Here is a 16032-nt window from a genome sequence, read left to right as displayed (position 1 = left end):
TCACGGCATTGACGGCTATGTGACTGGAGGGTGCGATGCTTCGCCGACTGAGTGTGCGAGGAAAGATCCTTGCAACCCTGGCAGTCCCCATCATTGTTCTGATCGCGGCTGCTGCGCTCATCGCAGTGCAGTCGGTGACTGCGGCGCTCGATGGGCGACAGTACGAGTTGCTGGCTCGGACGACGCCGGCACACGACGAGTTGATGGCTGCTCTGCAGAACGAGTACACGGTCACGTTGCAGCGCGCTTCGGGCGTCAAGGTGTCCGACGCGGACTTCAATGGAGCTCGCGCGACGACGGACGGACTGCGCACTCAATACCTTTCCGAGACCTCGGCCGTTAACTTCGACCGATTCCCCGTGGCCGTCCGCGCCGCTTGGCAGCGCTCCAAGACGGGGCTCGAAGGGCTCGACCGCGCGCTCGTGGACGAGTTCCTCGCCGCCGCCGAGGAGAGCAACCCCACGCCAACCGTCGTTGCCACCTACAGCAGGGCCATCGAGAGCCAGGAAGAGTTCTACCAGACCGTCACGGACTCCATCTCCGACCGCAACGTCGCGGGCTACCTCGCCCTGTACGCCAACGCATTCGACCTGCGTTCCGCATACCTGACCGAACTGCGCCAGACGACGCCCGTCATCCAGCAGCGCGAGTCCATCACGGCGGACGACCCGGCCGTGCGCAACGCGACCCTCTCCATTCAGGACTACCAGGTGGTTGAGTCGCGGACGCAGTCCTCGCTGACGAACCTCGGTATCACCGATTTCGCCCTGCCCGAGATGGCAAGCGACCAGGTTGCGGCCCGCGACCGTATCCGTGCCGGTAACCCCGAGGCGCTGACGAGCCAGCAGGCGAACGTGTGGGGCAGCGCGACTGCCGATTTCGACACGAAACTCGCTCAGTTCCAGGTGCAGGTCCGTGACAAGCTGATCGCCGAGGTCGGCAACATGGCGAACACGGCGCGGACACAGGCAATCCTGACCGTTGCCATCGCTATCGCCGCTGTCATCATCTCGCTGGCTATCGCGCTCCTGATCGCCCGCCGGATCGTGAACCCGCTCTCGCGCTTGACCGAGGCGGCCAAGGACGTTCGTGACAAGCTCCCCACCCTGGTGGAGCAGGTGGCTGTGCCCGGTACCACGCCCGACCTGGTGATCGAGCCGATCCCGGTCGAGTCCGGGGACGAGATCGGTCAGCTTGCAACCGCGTTCAACGACGTGAACGAGACGACCGTGGAAGTGGCGCAGGAGCAGGCCGCCCTTCGCGGATCCATTGCCGAGATGTTCGTCAACGTGGCCCGCCGCGACCACGCCCTGCTGAACCGTCAGTTGTCGTTCCTCGATGAGTTGGAACGAACCGAAGAGGACCCGACCGTGCTGTCGAACCTCTTCCGGCTCGACCACCTCGCAACCCGAATGCGACGCAACTCCGAGTCGCTGCTCGTGCTGGCGGGTATCGACTCCGGTCGTCGCGTCCGCCAGTCGATGGCGCTGTCCGACGTGGTGCGCACGGCATCGTCCGAGATCGAGGCCTATGACCGAATCTCCCTGACGTTGCTCGACGATCCGGACATGCTCGGTCACTACGCCCTGTACGCGGCTCACCTCATGGCCGAGCTGCTCGAGAACGCGACGATGTTCTCCGATCCCTCGCAGCAGGTCGAGGTCACGACGAACGCCGACCGGCACTACGTGTCGGTGGCGATTCGCGACTTCGGTCTCGGCATGACCGAGGACGAGATCGGTGAGGCGCGCCTGAAGGTGCAGTCGCGGTCTGCGTCCGATGCGGTCGGTGCGCAGCGTCTCGGCCTGTTCGTGGTCGGGCGCCTGGCCGAGAAGCTGGATGCGTCGGTGGACTTCCAGAACGCACCCGGTGGCGGCACGCTCGTCGTCATCGCGTTCCCGCGCAGTCTGTTCGCCGAGCTCACAGATAGCGAGCTTGACGACCAGGCAGTTGCGCCGGTTGCGCCGGTTCGCCGCACGGCGGACGAGATCGCGACATCGGACGAGGGGGTTCCGCCGAGCCCTGTGGAAGAGGTCGATCTCGCCGCGCTGACAGATGGCACCACGGCAACGGGGATGCCGCGCCGCCGCACGGACGGCGCCGATTCCGCCAGCGCCTCGGAGCTCGATGAGGATCTCATCGTCCTGCCTGAACTCGCGCAGCCCAATGTCGAAGGCCTTCCGCAGGCCGGATCCGCTGACGACGAGGCCTGGCAGCCGCTGCAGGCGGTCACGCCCGAGACTGGTGGCGGCCTGCCGTCGCGCGGCGGTGGCGGACTGCCCGTCCGATCCGCCTCGAGTGCGGTGGCGCCGGAGGCCGTCGAGCCCGAGGCCGAAGCGGTGCCGGTCGACACCGAGCGCCGGTCGGCGATCTTCTCGCGATTCCGGACCACCGAGGATCTGGCCGCGGCCACGACCGACGATTCGACTGAGCGCAGCGAGTCGTCCGCCTTGGACGAGCCCTCCGTCGCTGACCTGGGCTCGGGCGATGAGGCCGGTCTGGATTCAGCTGCCGACGCCGCGGACGACGTGGTGCAACGTTCGTCCATGTTCGCGAGTTTCCGTCCTTCCGGCGAGCCGGAGACTGCTGCCGAGCCCGAGCCGTGGACGCCGCCGCAAGTCGAGCTACCAGAGTCCGGCGAGGACACGTGGACGCCGCCGAGTTTTGGGGCGCAGGACGAGTTGCCGGCAACGCCCGCGGTTGACGACGCGTGGACGCCGCCGGTGTTCGGCGACGTGGACGCCACTCCGGACGCAGTGGGCGAGACCGAATCCTGGACGCCGCCGAGCTTTGGTGGGCAGGACGAGTTGCCGGCCACGCCTGCGGTTGACGACGCGTGGACGCCGCCGGTGTTCGGCGACGACGCGGATGGCACGGTAGGGGAGGCGACGCAGGAGCCGCTTGGTGAGTCGGTGGCCGATCAGAGCGAGTGGACCGCGCCGGGCTACACGGATGCCGCAACGACGGATTCGTGGGTGAATGCTGGCGCAGAGGCCGCTCCACTTGCCCAGACGGGTGACGAGGCGGTCGACGGCGATACGCGGCTTGTGCTACCGCGTCACGCGGCGCCCGACGACCTTGAGCGCATGATGCGCGAGTACGGCGGCCCGGAGGGGGTCTCCGCCGCGCTCACGGGCCCGCTTCCGGTCGTGGACGAGTCGCTCATCGAGGACCCGACGTATCTTGACGGTCTCGCCAGCGGAGATGAAGTCGCTGAGCAGGCACCAGAGGAGCTGGCCCCAGAGGAGCCGACGCTCGATGAGGCCGCGACGGTGCAAGAGGCCGAATCCGACGAGGTCTGGCAGCCAGGGGCGGCGCAGGATTCCTTCCAGGACATCCCGCAACTGCAACTCGAGGAGGACGACGATTTCCTCTCCGATGACACGATCATGGTCGCTCGGCCAGGACTGCCCGAATTCGGCACTACTGACAGCACGCATGAACCGCAGGCATCTCTAGCGAGTGACTACGCGGCCGATTCCGAGATTGGTTTCGGCGCAACCGAACCGGTGTTCGCCGCCCCCGCCGACGATGTGGCGGCCGACGAGGCGGAGCCGTGGGTAGCGACGGAATCCGCGCCCGCGGAGTCCGCATATGCGTCGGTTGACGCGAGCGCGCCCGCGGAGTCCGCGTATGCGCCGGTTGAGGCAAGCGCGCCTGCGGAGTCTGCGTATGCGCCGGCGGAGAGCTTCACGGTTTCGGAGGACACGACGCCCGCGCCAGCGAAGAAGAAGAAGGGCCTCTTCTCCCGGGTGTTCGGCGGCAAGAAGAAGACGCCGGAGGTTTCGCAGCACGAGCCATTCGTGCCCGCAGCGGCGCCCGTTGCCGAATCGCTGGCCGCGCCGACCGGTCCGACGAGTTGGGTAGCGCCCGCCACCACGCAGACAGCGCCAGCATTCCCTGAGACCTTCGCTCCGACGCCAGAAGAGGCGTCCAGTGAGGCGGTGGAGTCGGGTGTCGCCCACGGGGCGGCTGCGGCACCTGACGACAGCGCTGGATACGGGCAGGCGTCCTTCACGCCTGCCCCGGGTAACGAACCGCAGGGGTGGTCGCCGAATGCGGTCGACTTCAGCGCGTCCGATACTCCTCGTTCGATGTCGCCCGAACTGGCAGCAATGCTGGCATCGCGCGCGGACCTGCAGGATCAGGCCCTCGCCGAACTGAGTCAGCTATCGACGTACCGGCCGCAGCAGGTTACGCCGGACGCCGCAGGGGGCCTCGTCAAACGACAAAAGACGGAGCCGGTCACCGAACCGGTTGCCGACGACCCGACCAAGCAGCGGATCACGCGAGATGCGTCCGTGCTGAGGACAAGGTTGGCGGCGTTCCAAAGCGGCACTTCACGAGGCAGAGAGGTCGGCGTGAAGGTCAGCGATAGCGATCCTTCTTCGGAAGGTGATTCACATGATGCTAGTTAGTCCCTTCCTGCGCACCACGCGCAGAACTCCCATCAAGGAGGCACCATGAGTGCACTAAGCAGCGAAGCAACCAACTTCGGATGGTTGCTCGACAACTTCGTACGGACTGTGCCGGGTACTCGACACACGCTCGTCGTCTCAGCCGATGGCCTACTCATGGCGATGTCGGAGAACCTTGACCGGACCAGTGGCGACCAGCTCGCCGCAATCGTCTCGGGCATGTCGAGCCTGACGAGAGGAGCCGCCCGCCAACTCGGCGCTGGGGCGGTCCGGCAATCGATCGTCGAGATGGACAAGGGATTCTTGTTCCTAATGAGCGTTTCGAACGGATCGGTCCTTGCCGTCGTGGCCGAGGAGACCGCAGACGTCGGTCTGATCGGTTACGAGATGGCGCTCCTCGTCACGCGCACGGAGCAAACCCTGACACCGCAATTGATCACGGAGATGCGCGGGCACCTTCCCGTTGATGGTGAGACGCGCAACCCCACCGCTGGATGAGGTAAGTCATGACTGAGAATCCGAACCAAGGGCCCCCGGGAGTGGGGAGCGATGCCGTCACGCGGACAGTGCGTCCATATGCCGTGACGGGCGGACGAGTGCGTTCTGCATCGTCAGATTTGCCGCTTGAGACCCTGGTATCGGCGCGCCCGGAGGCAGCGCAGACCCGGGGTCTGCCTCCTGAAAAGCGGACGATTCTGGCCAGTGCCGCCGAGAACTATGTCTCTATTGCAGAGTTCTCGGCACTTCTGAAGTTGCCGCTCGGTGTGGTGCGGATCCTGGTATCGGATCTAAGCGATGCGAGCCTACTAACCATCCACTCCACAACACCTGTTGATGTTCACACTGGTCACGGTGGCGCGAACAGCCCAGCCTTGTCCCTGAGCGTACTGGAGAGTGTTCTCAATGGCATTTCCGCCCTCTAACAACGCGCCCGCAACGACCGCACCTGCCCAGCAGGCAGCCGCGCCCACAGTCGTCAAGATCGTGGTTGCCGGTGGTTTCGCAGTAGGTAAGACGACTTTCATCGGATCGATATCTGATATCGAACCGCTGAACACGGAAGCCGCGATGACCGAGCACTCGGTCGGCGTCGATGACGCCGGTGGAGTCTCGGACCGAAAGACGACGACCACGGTCGCCATGGACTTCGGCCGCATTGAGCTGCCCGGTTCGCTATGGCTGTACCTCTTCGGCACACCCGGCCAGGACCGCTTCCTGTTCATGTGGGACGACCTCGTCCGGGGTGCGATCGGCGGCGTCGTGCTTGTCGACACCGACCGACTCGACCAGTGCTTCCCCGCAGTCGACTACTTCGAGAGCCGTCGCATCCCATTCGTCGTCGGAGTCAACTGTTTTGACGGCATCGCGAAGCACCGCATCGAGGATGTTCGCGAGGCCCTGCAGGTCCCCGCAGATGTTCCGATGATGTACACCGATGCGCGCTCCCGCGCGGCCACGAAGCAGACGCTCATCGCGCTCGTTCAGCACGCGATGGCCCGCCTGCGTCAGGGCTGAGCGGGCTCTTGCGTTAGGATGCTTTGCGGGGTGATCTCCCCGAGGTGGGTTGTCAGAGCGGCCGAATGAGCCAGTCTTGAAAACTGGTGTACGGCGACCCCGTACCGTGGGTTCAAATCCCACACCCACCGCAAATGTGATGAGCCCGTCCCGTCAGGGGCGGGCTCGTCACATTTATCTGACGGAGCGGGATTTGGGAGGAGCGAGCGTCAGCGAGTGACGGCTCCCACACCCACCGCAAATGTGATGAGCCCGTCCCGTCAGGGGCGGGCTCGTCACATTTATCTGACGGAGCGGGATTTGGGAGGAGCGAGCGATGAAGACCGACTTCAAGAAGACTCTCGACTGCTACCAGGCGCCATCGAACGGGTTCAGGATCATCGAGGTGCCGGCCTTGCAGTACCTGGCGATCGACGGCCGCGGTGACCCGAACACTTCGACCGAGTACGCGGATGCCCTTGCGGCGCTCTATCCGGTCGCCTACAAACTGAAATTCGCCAGCAAGCAGGAACTTGATCGCGACTACGTGGTGATGCCACTGGAGGCGCTGTGGTGGGCCGAGGACATGGCTTCGTTCACCGCCAATCGTGACAAGTCCACGTGGTCCTGGACCGCTATGATCATGGTTCCTGATTGGATAACGGCGGGCATGTTCGATGCCACCGTCGCCAGATTCGCGACCAAGGACAGGCCCGCCAAACTCGACCTGATTAGGCTCGAAGTACTCGACGAGGGCAACTGCGTGCAGACGTTGCACATCGGATCGTACGACGATGAATCGCAGATCCTGGCGAGGATGCACGACGAGTTCATTCCGGCGGCAGGCATGCGCATGACGGGCAAGCATCACGAGATTTATTTGAGCGACCCCCGCCGAGTTGCTCCACAGAAACTGCGGACGATCCTGCGTCAGCCGGTCGAGAAAATAGCGTAGGTCTGACCTTCGGGACTGTCGGCCGGGCCCAGTGTCCCGCGCATGGGCGACAATCGAGTCATGACCAATCCCGAGCCCTCGCCAGCGGACCCAACGAGCGAGCACCTGCTGGAGCCCGTCCAGCTCATCCGCCAGGCGAACACCGTGATGCGCACGGGCCGACTGCTCCTCGCGTCGGGTTGCGGAAGCTATCGGGTCCGGTCATCGATGCAGCGCGTTGCTGCCTCGTTGGGCCTTGATTCGATCGAGGCTCAGGTCTCGGTCACCGACATCACCGCGACCGCGTGGAAGGGGCCCATATTCCGCACTGAGGTGGTTCAGGGACGGGCGATAGGCGTGAACTCGGACCGCATCGTCACGCTCGAGAACTACACACACGATCTCGAACCCGGTACGAGCGTCGAGCAGGTCGAGGAGTTCCTCGACGAGGTGGAGAGCAGACCGGTGCTCTATTCCACACTGGTCGGCGGCCTGTTCTCGGGACTTGCCTGCGCGGCTTTCGCTTTTCTCAACAAGGGCGGGCCGATCGAGTGCGCGATCGTGTTCCTGGCCGCGATGCTCGGTCAGATCTTCCGCCGCTCGGCGTTGCACCGCGACTTCAATCAGTTCGCGGTCACGCTCGGGGCGGGCCTCGTGGCCGCGACGAGTTACCTGCTTGTCGCGCGGGGACTCTTCGCGGCCGGCGTCCTTGATTCCGTGCATGCGAGCGGCTACGTCTCGGCTGTGCTCTTCCTCGTCCCAGGATTTCCGCTGATCACGGCTGCCCTCGATCTTTCACGACTGGATTTCACCGCAGGCATATCGCGGCTTGCCTATGCGGTGATGCTGCTGACGTGCGCCGCGATCAGCGTATGGGTGGTCTCGGCGCTGTTCGGGTTGGCGCCCTCAGAGAGCGTTCTCCCGCAGATGCCGTGGTCGCTGCTGTTCGCTCTGCGCATCCTCGCCTCGGCGCTCGCGGCCTTCGGATTCGCCATCCTCTTCAACTCGCCGATCAACCTGGCTCTGTGGGCGGGACTGATCGGTGCCATCGCGAACACCGCTCGGCTGGAGTTCTTCGATTCCGGCATGATCGCTCAGGCGGCGGCCGGGATCGGTGGCCTGATGGTGGGCATACTGGCCAACATCATCGCCCCTCGCATCCGCGTGCCGCGCCTGACGCTGTGTGTCCCCGCTGTGGTGATCATGGTTCCGGGAGCGGCGGTCTATCGCGCGATCTACTACCTCAATGACGGCCAGACGCTTGAGGCGATGGCGTGGGGAGTGCAGGCCGGATTCATCGTGCTCGCGCTCGCCATCGGGCTCATGCTTGCGCGCATCGTCACAGATAGGGAGTGGCGGCGCGTGGTTGCGCCGCGCCACTAGTGGAACCTTCGCGTTAGCCGCGGAATCGACCCGCCTTCCGGTTTGGTCGCTTGGCCGTTTTCCCTATACGCTAGGGGCGGTTCGCTGGCGAACCAAAGGAGACGTCGCATAGTCCGGTCTAGTGCGCCACCCTGCTAAGGTGGTAACGGGGCAACCCGTTCGAGGGTTCGAATCCCTCCGTCTCCGCCAAAATCCTGTCGACGCGCGAAGCGTGTTGGCAGGATTTTTGTGTGTGGAGGGGGATTCGGGAGGAGCGAGCGTAGCGAGTGACGGTTCCCTCCGTCTCCGCCAAAATCCTGTCGACGCGCGAAGCGTGTTGGCAGGATTTTTGTGTGTGGAGGGGGATTCGGGAGGAGCGAGTCCCGCGAACCGCGGCTCCCCAGCTCGCGCGGGCCTCTGCATTCGGCCGCGCTCTTGCAGCCGGTTTCGTGGACGAGTCCTCCGCCGCAATCGACAACCTGCAGATTCGGGCTACGGCTCGGGAGTTGCCCCGTGGGAGGGCTCGTCCTCCCGCCCCACGCCTAAGCGCTGGCGCTCAGCGAACGGACGCCGAGCGCAGGGTGCCGTACTCGCCCGCCACGGCCAGGAGAATCGCACCTGCCGCTAGGATCGCAAGCCACCATGCTCGGAAATCGGCGAAGATCGTGGGCAGGGACGGCGCGAGGACGAGTAGCAGGATCGCCAGGGCCAGCGCGATGCCGACGCTGACGAACAACGGGCCCCGCTTGCCGTAGCGCACCCACACAGCGCCGAATGCTCCGCCGATGCTGAGTAGTGCCCACGACCCGAGCAGGACGATGGGAACCAGGAACTCGTATCGGCCGGATCCGAGGAAGTACGAATCGAACGTGTACGCGCCGACGAACCAGTGCCCCGTCGCCTTCTCGACGGTCAGTAGCGCCGCGAACACGGCGGTGAGGTAGACCGAGAGCGCGAAGTGCGCTGTCAGAGTGCCGAGTGCGAAGTGCCGCCGAGTCGCGCCCATGGCGAGCGCGAACGGGAAGGTGGTTCCCACAGACTGGACGCCGAGGTAGGTGATGAATCCGGCGAGGGACCAGACGACTCCACCGTTCTGCCGAGCGCCCTCGGCCCACGCCGGGGCGGACGTATCGAAGCCGACGCGCTGCAGGATGAGCGCGATGATGACCGTCACGACGACGACCAGAGCGAGGATGAACGGCGGGGTCAGTAGCAGGACATCGCGCTTGACGAAGTGCAGGCGCAGAACCGATCCGATTCGCGCGACGGAGGTCCGGCCGTTGGCCTTCCCCGTGACGGGCTGCGCGGTGGCGTTCGTTTGGGCGGTCATGGTGTGCTCCTTTACGCGTCTGCCTGATCGGCGGGCTGTTCGGATGTCGCGCCGAGTGCGCTGACGACGCTCTGCAGGTCGGCGGGGGCTACTTCGAGGCCGTCGGCCCGCGCCGAGTCGATGTCGCTCTTCGAGAAGGACTTGGCCACGAGGGTACTGACGAGCGCCCCGACGGTGCGGGTCTGCAGAACGGGCGCATCGCGAGTGAACTCGGCGACGCGGGTGCCCAACCCTGACACGAGCGTGTAGGTGCCGGAGAGGTCGTCGACGGGCGAGTCGAGGGCGATCCGTCCCCGGTCGATGACGATCGCGTGGTCGAAGATGTTCTCCATCTCGGTGACCAGGTGGGTGGAGATGAGGAACGTCCGCGGATGGTTCAACTGCTCGTTCAGCAGGATGTCGTAGAAGGCCTGACGGGCCGTCGCGTCGAGGCCGAGGTAGGGCTCGTCCAATAGCGTGAGCGGTGTGCGGGCGGCGAGCCCGAGGATGATTGCGAGAGCACTCAGTTGCCCGCGCGAGTACTTCTTGATCGGCGTCTTGCTGGGCAGCCGGAAGGTGTCGCTGAGTCGGGCGGCGAGTTCCGCGTCCCAGTTCGGCCGGAAGCGTGCGGCGCTCTTCAGCGCGAACCTCAGCGTGAAATCGTCGGGATAGCGCTGGTTGTCGCGGATGAACGAGACGGCCTCCGAGGTTGGTGCGTGCTCGAATGGGGCGTGGCCCAGCACCTCGATGGTGCCTCGTGTGGGGCGATCCTGGCCGGTGATGATCGACATCAGGGTCGTCTTGCCCGCACCGTTGCGGCCGAGCAGGCCGTACACCATGCCCTCGTTGACGGTGAAGGACACGTCGGCGAGGGCCCTTGTCGCGGCGTTCTTGCTCGGCAGGGCGCCGGTTCGGAATTCTCGGGTGAGGCCGGTGGCCTTGATTACGGTGGTCATGCGTTCCACTCCTTTTCCGTGAGCGCGGTCAACTCGTCCAGGCTGAGGCCGATCAGTTTCGCCTCGCTGACCAGTGGCGCGATGCGTTCTTCCGCGAAGTCCTGGGTTTTCTCGTGGACGAGTGCCGCCCTGGCACCCTGATTGACGAACATTCCGACGCCCCGTTGGCGGGTGATCAGGCCTTTCGCCGTCAGTTGGGCGACCGCCTTGTTGGCGGTTGCGGGGTTGATGCGATGGAAAGCCGCGAGTTCGTTGATGCTCGGGATGGGGGAGCCCTCGGGAAAGTCGCCTCGGGCGATTCCCCCTTCCAGCCACTCCGCGAGCTGAATGAAGATGGGACGGTCGTCGCTCAGCACTTTTCCCTCCTTCCGCTGCGACTTTGGTTCACTGGTTAATTACTCTACTAACTAACCGGGATGGTGGCAAGGGGGACGGCTGAATCGCAGGACGGCTGAATCGCAGGACGGCTGACTCGCGAGCGGTCAGACTGGCCAAGCGAGGCGGCCCGGGAGGGCCGGCGAGGAGGCTCGGCGGAGGGGGCAGGAAGGGTCGGCGGGGAGACCCGGAAGGAGGTTCCATCGAGCGGCCCGGTAAAGGGCTGGCGAAGTGGCATTCGTCGATTTGGGCAGGGCCGAGAATCGTTGTAGAGTTCTATCTGGCCCAAGCGGCCATGCGCCCGTAGCTCAACGGATAGAGCATCTGACTACGGATCAGAAGGTTGGGGGTTCGAATCCCTCCGGGCGCACGCGCGAACCTCGTCCGCCGGAATACCCGGGCGAGGTTTTTGCATGCCCGGGCCAGGGCCGGCTGATCCGTCAATAAGCCAGTAGTAGTCGCACCCTGTGCGCTCGGATATGACCCTGGCGATACGGACGATATCTCTCGGTTGGACGTTATCTCGTTCCCAAGTGCGCCAAGACTCCACCGGTAGCCCGCACGCTAGAGCACCTTCTTTTACGTTTCCCCATCCCATGGCTTGCCTGATGAGCGCGAGACGCGCTCCAAAACGCTGGTCGTTAGGTCGCCATCCGTGCGTTTCGGGATCGATAGTCATATCCACATGATATCGGCAACGACGCAGTTAGTCACCTACTTGACACTTATGACTGACGTGCGCGTATTGCTGTGTTTGACACAGGACTATGGTTGGCATAGTGTGCCGTGTATGACACAGGTACCTGAGTTGGGGATCGGCGAAGTGGCACGGCAAATCGGTGTATCCACCTCAACACTAAGGCGTTATGTGCGTCTGGGAAAGGTTGAGGCCGTCGTCCTTCCTTCAGGTCATTTCCGATTCACGAAGGAACAGGTCCAGGCGATCCTTCAACCGGCCGGACCACAGTCCGATCGCCCCGGGGAGTGAATTCAATGCAGCAGGATGAACTGTTCGTTGCGCCAGAACTGACTGCTCATGATGCGCGAACCATTACTGACAGGCTTCGCACCGCGCTTGATGTGACGTGGCAGTTGATTGTGGATGCCTACCAGGGACGCGCTTGGAAAGCACTGGGTTACGGCTCTTGGGATGACTACTGCACCAGCGAGTTCGGGAATCGACGCCTCCCTCTGCCTCGCGAGGAACGCAGCGAAGTGGTCAACTCTCTACGCGACGCAGGCCTGAGCCAGCGCGCCATCATGTCAGCGACCGGATTGAGTAAAGGAACAGTCTCGCGGTCCGTGGCATTATCATCTGCCCCATTTGGGGCAGTTGATAGCTCGACATGGATTGATGGGGGAGAGGCCCCGGACGATGTGTTGCCGAGGTTTGAGGCGCGGGCTGTTGCGCGATCGCTCGATGCGATTGGTCGCAAAGTGGTGGGGTTGGACGGCAAGGTTCGGCCAGATGATCGTGCGACCCGACGTGAGGTTCTTGAGCGCCGGACGGAAGCGGCAAGGCTTCACGTCATTAAGAAGATGTCACAGCCTCAGATCGCCGCATCTCTAGGGGTTAGTCAAGCGACCATCTCGAACGATCTTGCTGCCGTGTCACGTCTCGCATCTGAAATGGATCTGACGGTCGAGGATTTAGTGGCCGAGGCGCCCACACCGCAGGCGCTGGCCGCGTTCGCGTCCATTGACACGCACCCTGGTGCTCAGCTCGCGACCACAGCCCGTCACATCATGCGTGATCTCGATGCCGGCGCACAGCAGCTCCTGCACGCGGTCATCCTTGCTGATGGCTGGGTCGAGCCGGGCGAGAAAGATGCGGCCGTCGCGGTCGTTGTTCCGCAACTCGCTGACGTGATGCTCGTACTAGCCCGGGCGAGCGCGGAGATATCCACCACCGACATTCTTGACCACCAACTCCAGTTGCGGTGGACCCGCACAATCGCCGACGTCGTCGACCAACTCGCACACACCAAATAAAACGGCGGGCACCCGGCCAAGGGGTGCCCGCCAACTCCCGAAGGAGCCTCAATGAGTACTTCCGAGCCTAACACCACCGCCGACCGTCCGGTACCCAAGGCGGTCGTGAACGCAGCGATCGCGGGAACGGTACTGATCGGCATAGGAGCAGCGGTCCTGTCTTTCACTGCCCTTGCGGATCTCGCCGTGCGCGCCGGCACACCACGAAGACTCTCTGTTGTGTGGCCAGTGATCGTCGACGGCGTCATTGTCGTGGCGACCATCGCTATCGTCGCACTACGTTCCGCCGACTCGCGCGCCCGGTCCTATGCGTGGCTGCTCCTCGGATTCGGCGCGGTCATTTCGATCATCGCTAACGGCGCTCACGCTGTGGTTGCTGCCGCAGCCACCACACCGCAGTGGATGGCAGTCACGGTCGCGTCAGTGCCACCAGTCGTGCTCTTGTCGATCACTCACTTGACGGTCATCCTGGCCCGCCGCGCACGCGCCAGCCAGCCAGCCACCGACGTGACGGAAACTCCACCGGACCCAACCCGCCAGCCCGCCACGCCGCCAGCCAGGCACGACCTCGATGCCGACCTGGCCGATCTCCTCGGAGGTCAAACCGACCAGCCAGTTATCGATCAGCCAGCCGCCACTGCGACCGCTCAGGACCAGCCAGCCGCCACTGCGACCGCTCAGGACCAGCCAGCCGCCAGCCACCGCTTCACCGATGCCAGCCAGCCATCCAGCCATGCAGCGGCCAGCCAGCCGCGCGAGATATGGCAGCTGCCAGCCAGCCAACCACCCGCCAGGCAGCAGACGAGTGACGGTGATGACGGTGATATGACGGTGATCTCACCAGCCGCCAGCCACCGTCGTTCCCTCCACGCCGTGCCGTCCAGCAAGTTGGAATCCACCAAGCACAAGGAAGAAGTCGCCGCCCGCCGCCAGTCCGCCGCCAGGAAGCCAGCAGCTAAAGGCGATGCCGACTTGGCTGACTGGATCCGCCATACAGTGTCCACGGGTCACAAGCCCACTGCGGTGGCTGCGGTGGCTGCCGGAGTTGCCACCTCGGAATCAGCCGCCCGCCGCCGCATCAAAGTGCTGCGCGAGTCCTCACCTGAGATCTTCCAGTCAGCCACCACCGTTAGCGAGCACACAGCATGACCATCACCGGCGAAGCCATTGCGGCGGTCCGCCGCCACTATGCCGACCGATCAGACCGTGTTCAGGCTGGCGCGGAACTTCTCATCCGTGATGGGAAGGCAATCTATCCCGGTGCACCATGGCTCGCTCCGATCGGCAACGGACTCGTTATCGACACTGCCCTGCTGACCTTTGAGTCTGGCGCCTGGTCCTCCGGTGAGCAGGCGCTCACTCGGATCGCAGTAGGACTGATCGACTGCACGCACCTCGACAGCACAGATATCGCACGGCTCGATCGTCGCCAGCTGCACCTCGTGCTGGCTGCTGTCGCACACTCAGCCGGAAGCCACCACGACACCGACATAGAACACTGCCCCGATGGGTCCGTCACACTTACTCACCCGCCAACCCTCATGGACTGGCCCACCGCAGACCCTGTTCAAGGAGCTACACGATGACACGTCGAACCCTCGCTTTGCAATGTGTTGCCGGAGTGGCCATGGTCATCTTCGCCATATACCTCGATTCCATCCCCGGCATGCCGAGTTTTGGTCCGTGGGTACTTCTCATCATCGGCCTGGTCTACATGGTCGTAGCCGGGTTGTCCTTTATTGCCACAGGCATCCCCGCGGGTCCGCGCGCGAAGAATCGGACGGTCGACGAATCGCGCGAAGAAGAGGACGGTCGAGGAATCAAGACCCAAGCGAATCGAACTATGGCAGGCACGTCCCGAAGCCCGAACCTCTCTCGTGGCGCTGTGGACCCGAAACAGCAGCGGAATCCGCGCCTTGGTCCGTTACTTCTGGTGGTACTCATCACCATGACTGCGGGTGCCGGCGGACTGCACGGCGCATGGACGCGACGAATACGCAGAGGGCGACTTTCATGCGCTTGGGACAGTCCTGGAGTGAAGGAATCGACCGATGCCGGCTAACAACGATGCCACCGCGCGCCCAACTCAAGTTACCAATGACTCCGATCTGGACCAGTGTGTTAATGCTGAGGCATATCCTCGCGAAGGTTCCAACACTGCTCACTTCGCTGCTGGTCGCGATTCGGAGGAAGCTGCCAACATTTTGGCTGCCCAGGTCTTGCGGTCGGTGTCTTCGCCGACTCGCGCTGTGGGGGTCGTCCAACCTGGCTTCAGGCATCGTGGCGTGACTGTTGTCATCGCCGCACCGGGCTCAGCGGCCGCGGTGGTTCGTGCCACATGCCGGTACCTTTCCTGGTCGCGCTGGTCACGGTTGCTTCTCATGGCGGCTCTCGTCGGCGGCCCACTGGCGGGATGGGTCATGGCGGGAATGCCCGGTGTTCCGGCAGCCTTACTCCTCGGGCTGACTGTCTGGCTCCTGGCGCGACGAAGGGTGCGGCGCGCGATATCACAGGTAGACGACGAGCCCGTGGTGGCCATTGATGTGGATCTGCCTGCATTACCGCGGCGTGAGACGTGGCCGAGTTTGAGTGTGCGATACGCAGCAGCAGCACGGCTCTGGTCAGCAGAAAACTACTACCTCAGCCCCGCCGTGACCGCGGTGGAGGCTGTCCAGGTCTTGGTCGCCGGCGCACGCATTGATGGCCTGTATGGACCTCTTGCTGATCCCGACTCAGGTTTTGGCCTGTGGCAGGAGCTGTGGGCCGACGTCACGAGGGAGCAGGATGATGCCGTCCCTCGACTCTGAGTTGCTTCATGGACCTGGCGGCGCCGGAACTATCACCGCCGCTGAGTTCCATGCAGGTGTTGACGACCAACGAACCTGGATCAAAGCCAGGCTCGCAGCGTTCGGAAACCTCGACCGGCTCGATGAGGTTATGGCAGCCGTGCGTGCCGACGCCTGGGAATCACTGCCGCGGTGGGAAGAACGGGGGTGCCCGAAGTTCGCGGCCTGGTGCAACGGGGTGGCTGTACGGTCCCTGGCTACGTGGCGACGACATGAACGCAAACACGAAACCAACATCGGCCTGGACGACCTCCCGCCCGGATCCCTCGAGGCCACAGGAGGTCCAAGCCATGATGACGACCGTGTCAACGCAGCACGCGTGATCGCGCTGATCCGCGCCCGAGTC

Annotated in this window: 15 protein-coding genes and 3 tRNA genes; 15 read left to right on the top strand and 3 right to left on the bottom strand. The window is 64.1% G+C overall.

Annotation, left to right across the window (positions count from 1 at the left end):
- Positions 1–35 precede the first annotated feature (35 nt).
- The 8 genes from FB461_RS10985 to FB461_RS10950 all read left to right on the top strand — a co-directional run bounded on the left by FB461_RS10985 (position 36) and on the right by FB461_RS10950 (position 8418).
- The gene (locus FB461_RS10985) at positions 36–4418 is read left to right on the top strand and encodes an ATP-binding protein (RefSeq protein WP_142122037.1); all 4383 of its coding nucleotides are present in this window, start codon (positions 36–38) and stop codon (positions 4416–4418) included.
- A gap of 45 nt (positions 4419–4463) precedes the next feature.
- Positions 4464–4916 (top strand): roadblock/LC7 domain-containing protein, encoded by a 453-nt coding sequence (locus FB461_RS10980; protein ID WP_142122035.1) that lies wholly within the window; start codon positions 4464–4466, stop codon positions 4914–4916.
- Positions 4917–4924: 8 nt separating this feature from the next.
- Positions 4925–5341: a DUF742 domain-containing protein gene (locus tag FB461_RS10975; RefSeq protein ID WP_142122033.1), complete on the top strand. Its 417-nt coding sequence runs from the start codon at positions 4925–4927 to the stop codon at positions 5339–5341.
- Positions 5322–5933, top strand: a complete 612-nt coding sequence (locus FB461_RS10970) for a GTP-binding protein (protein WP_142122031.1) — start codon at positions 5322–5324, stop codon at positions 5931–5933. Before FB461_RS10975 ends, FB461_RS10970 begins: the two co-directional genes overlap by 20 nt.
- 43 nt (positions 5934–5976) lie before the next feature.
- Positions 5977–6064 (top strand) — tRNA-Ser (locus tag FB461_RS10965).
- Between the two features lie 185 nt (positions 6065–6249).
- Positions 6250–6867 (top strand): GyrI-like domain-containing protein, encoded by a 618-nt coding sequence (locus FB461_RS10960; protein ID WP_142122029.1) that lies wholly within the window; start codon positions 6250–6252, stop codon positions 6865–6867.
- Between the two features lie 60 nt (positions 6868–6927).
- Positions 6928–8229 carry a threonine/serine exporter family protein gene (locus FB461_RS10955; RefSeq protein ID WP_142122027.1) on the top strand — a complete coding sequence of 434 codons (1302 nt, stop codon included), beginning with the start codon at positions 6928–6930 and terminating at the stop codon, positions 8227–8229.
- 97 nt (positions 8230–8326) lie between these two features.
- Positions 8327–8418, top strand: a tRNA-Ser gene (locus FB461_RS10950).
- A gap of 346 nt (positions 8419–8764) precedes the next feature.
- On the opposite strand, the gene FB461_RS10945 is transcribed toward FB461_RS10950, so the two are convergent.
- Genes FB461_RS10945 through FB461_RS10935 form a run of 3 tightly spaced genes read right to left on the bottom strand, consistent with a single transcriptional unit; the run spans position 8765 to position 10829 of the window.
- Complete coding sequence (locus tag FB461_RS10945) at positions 8765–9538, bottom strand: hypothetical protein (RefSeq protein WP_142122025.1); 774 nt, start codon at positions 9536–9538, stop codon at positions 8765–8767.
- Between the two features lie 11 nt (positions 9539–9549).
- Positions 9550–10473: an ABC transporter ATP-binding protein gene (locus FB461_RS10940; RefSeq protein WP_142122023.1), complete on the bottom strand. Its 924-nt coding sequence runs from the start codon at positions 10471–10473 to the stop codon at positions 9550–9552.
- Complete coding sequence (locus FB461_RS10935) at positions 10470–10829, bottom strand: GntR family transcriptional regulator (protein ID WP_142122021.1); 360 nt, start codon at positions 10827–10829, stop codon at positions 10470–10472. Before FB461_RS10935 ends, FB461_RS10940 begins: the two co-directional genes overlap by 4 nt.
- Before the next feature lie 316 nt (positions 10830–11145).
- On the opposite strand from FB461_RS10935, the gene FB461_RS10930 reads away from it, so the two are divergent.
- The 7 genes from FB461_RS10930 to FB461_RS10900 all read left to right on the top strand — a co-directional run bounded on the left by FB461_RS10930 (position 11146) and on the right by FB461_RS10900 (position 15647).
- A tRNA-Arg gene (locus FB461_RS10930) sits at positions 11146–11218 on the top strand.
- Positions 11219–11533: 315 nt separating this feature from the next.
- Positions 11534–11836: a MerR family transcriptional regulator gene (locus FB461_RS12555; RefSeq protein WP_425466924.1), complete on the top strand. Its 303-nt coding sequence runs from the start codon at positions 11534–11536 to the stop codon at positions 11834–11836.
- 5 nt (positions 11837–11841) lie between these two features.
- Positions 11842–12840, top strand: a complete 999-nt coding sequence (locus tag FB461_RS10920; protein ID WP_142122017.1) for a hypothetical protein — start codon at positions 11842–11844, stop codon at positions 12838–12840.
- A gap of 51 nt (positions 12841–12891) precedes the next feature.
- On the top strand, positions 12892–13989 hold the full coding sequence (locus FB461_RS10915) for a DUF2637 domain-containing protein (protein WP_142122015.1): 1098 nt from the start codon (positions 12892–12894) through the stop codon (positions 13987–13989).
- The gene (locus FB461_RS10910; RefSeq protein ID WP_142122013.1) at positions 13986–14426 is read left to right on the top strand and encodes a hypothetical protein; all 441 of its coding nucleotides are present in this window, start codon (positions 13986–13988) and stop codon (positions 14424–14426) included. Before FB461_RS10915 ends, FB461_RS10910 begins: the two co-directional genes overlap by 4 nt.
- Positions 14423–14902, top strand: coding sequence for a hypothetical protein (locus tag FB461_RS10905; RefSeq protein ID WP_142122011.1), 480 nt, complete (start codon positions 14423–14425; stop codon positions 14900–14902). The genes FB461_RS10910 and FB461_RS10905 overlap by 4 nt, the downstream gene beginning before the upstream one ends.
- A gap of 529 nt (positions 14903–15431) precedes the next feature.
- A complete protein-coding gene (locus FB461_RS10900; RefSeq protein WP_142122009.1) occupies positions 15432–15647 on the top strand; it encodes a hypothetical protein in 216 nt (71 codons plus the stop codon).
- Positions 15648–16032 lie beyond the last annotated feature (385 nt).

This window comes from Rarobacter faecitabidus (assembly GCF_006716265.1).
Lineage (GTDB): Bacteria > Actinomycetota > Actinomycetes > Actinomycetales > Cellulomonadaceae > Rarobacter > Rarobacter faecitabidus.
The sequence above is the reverse complement of the archived record's forward strand: the minus strand, read 5'-3'. Positions and strand labels throughout refer to the sequence as shown.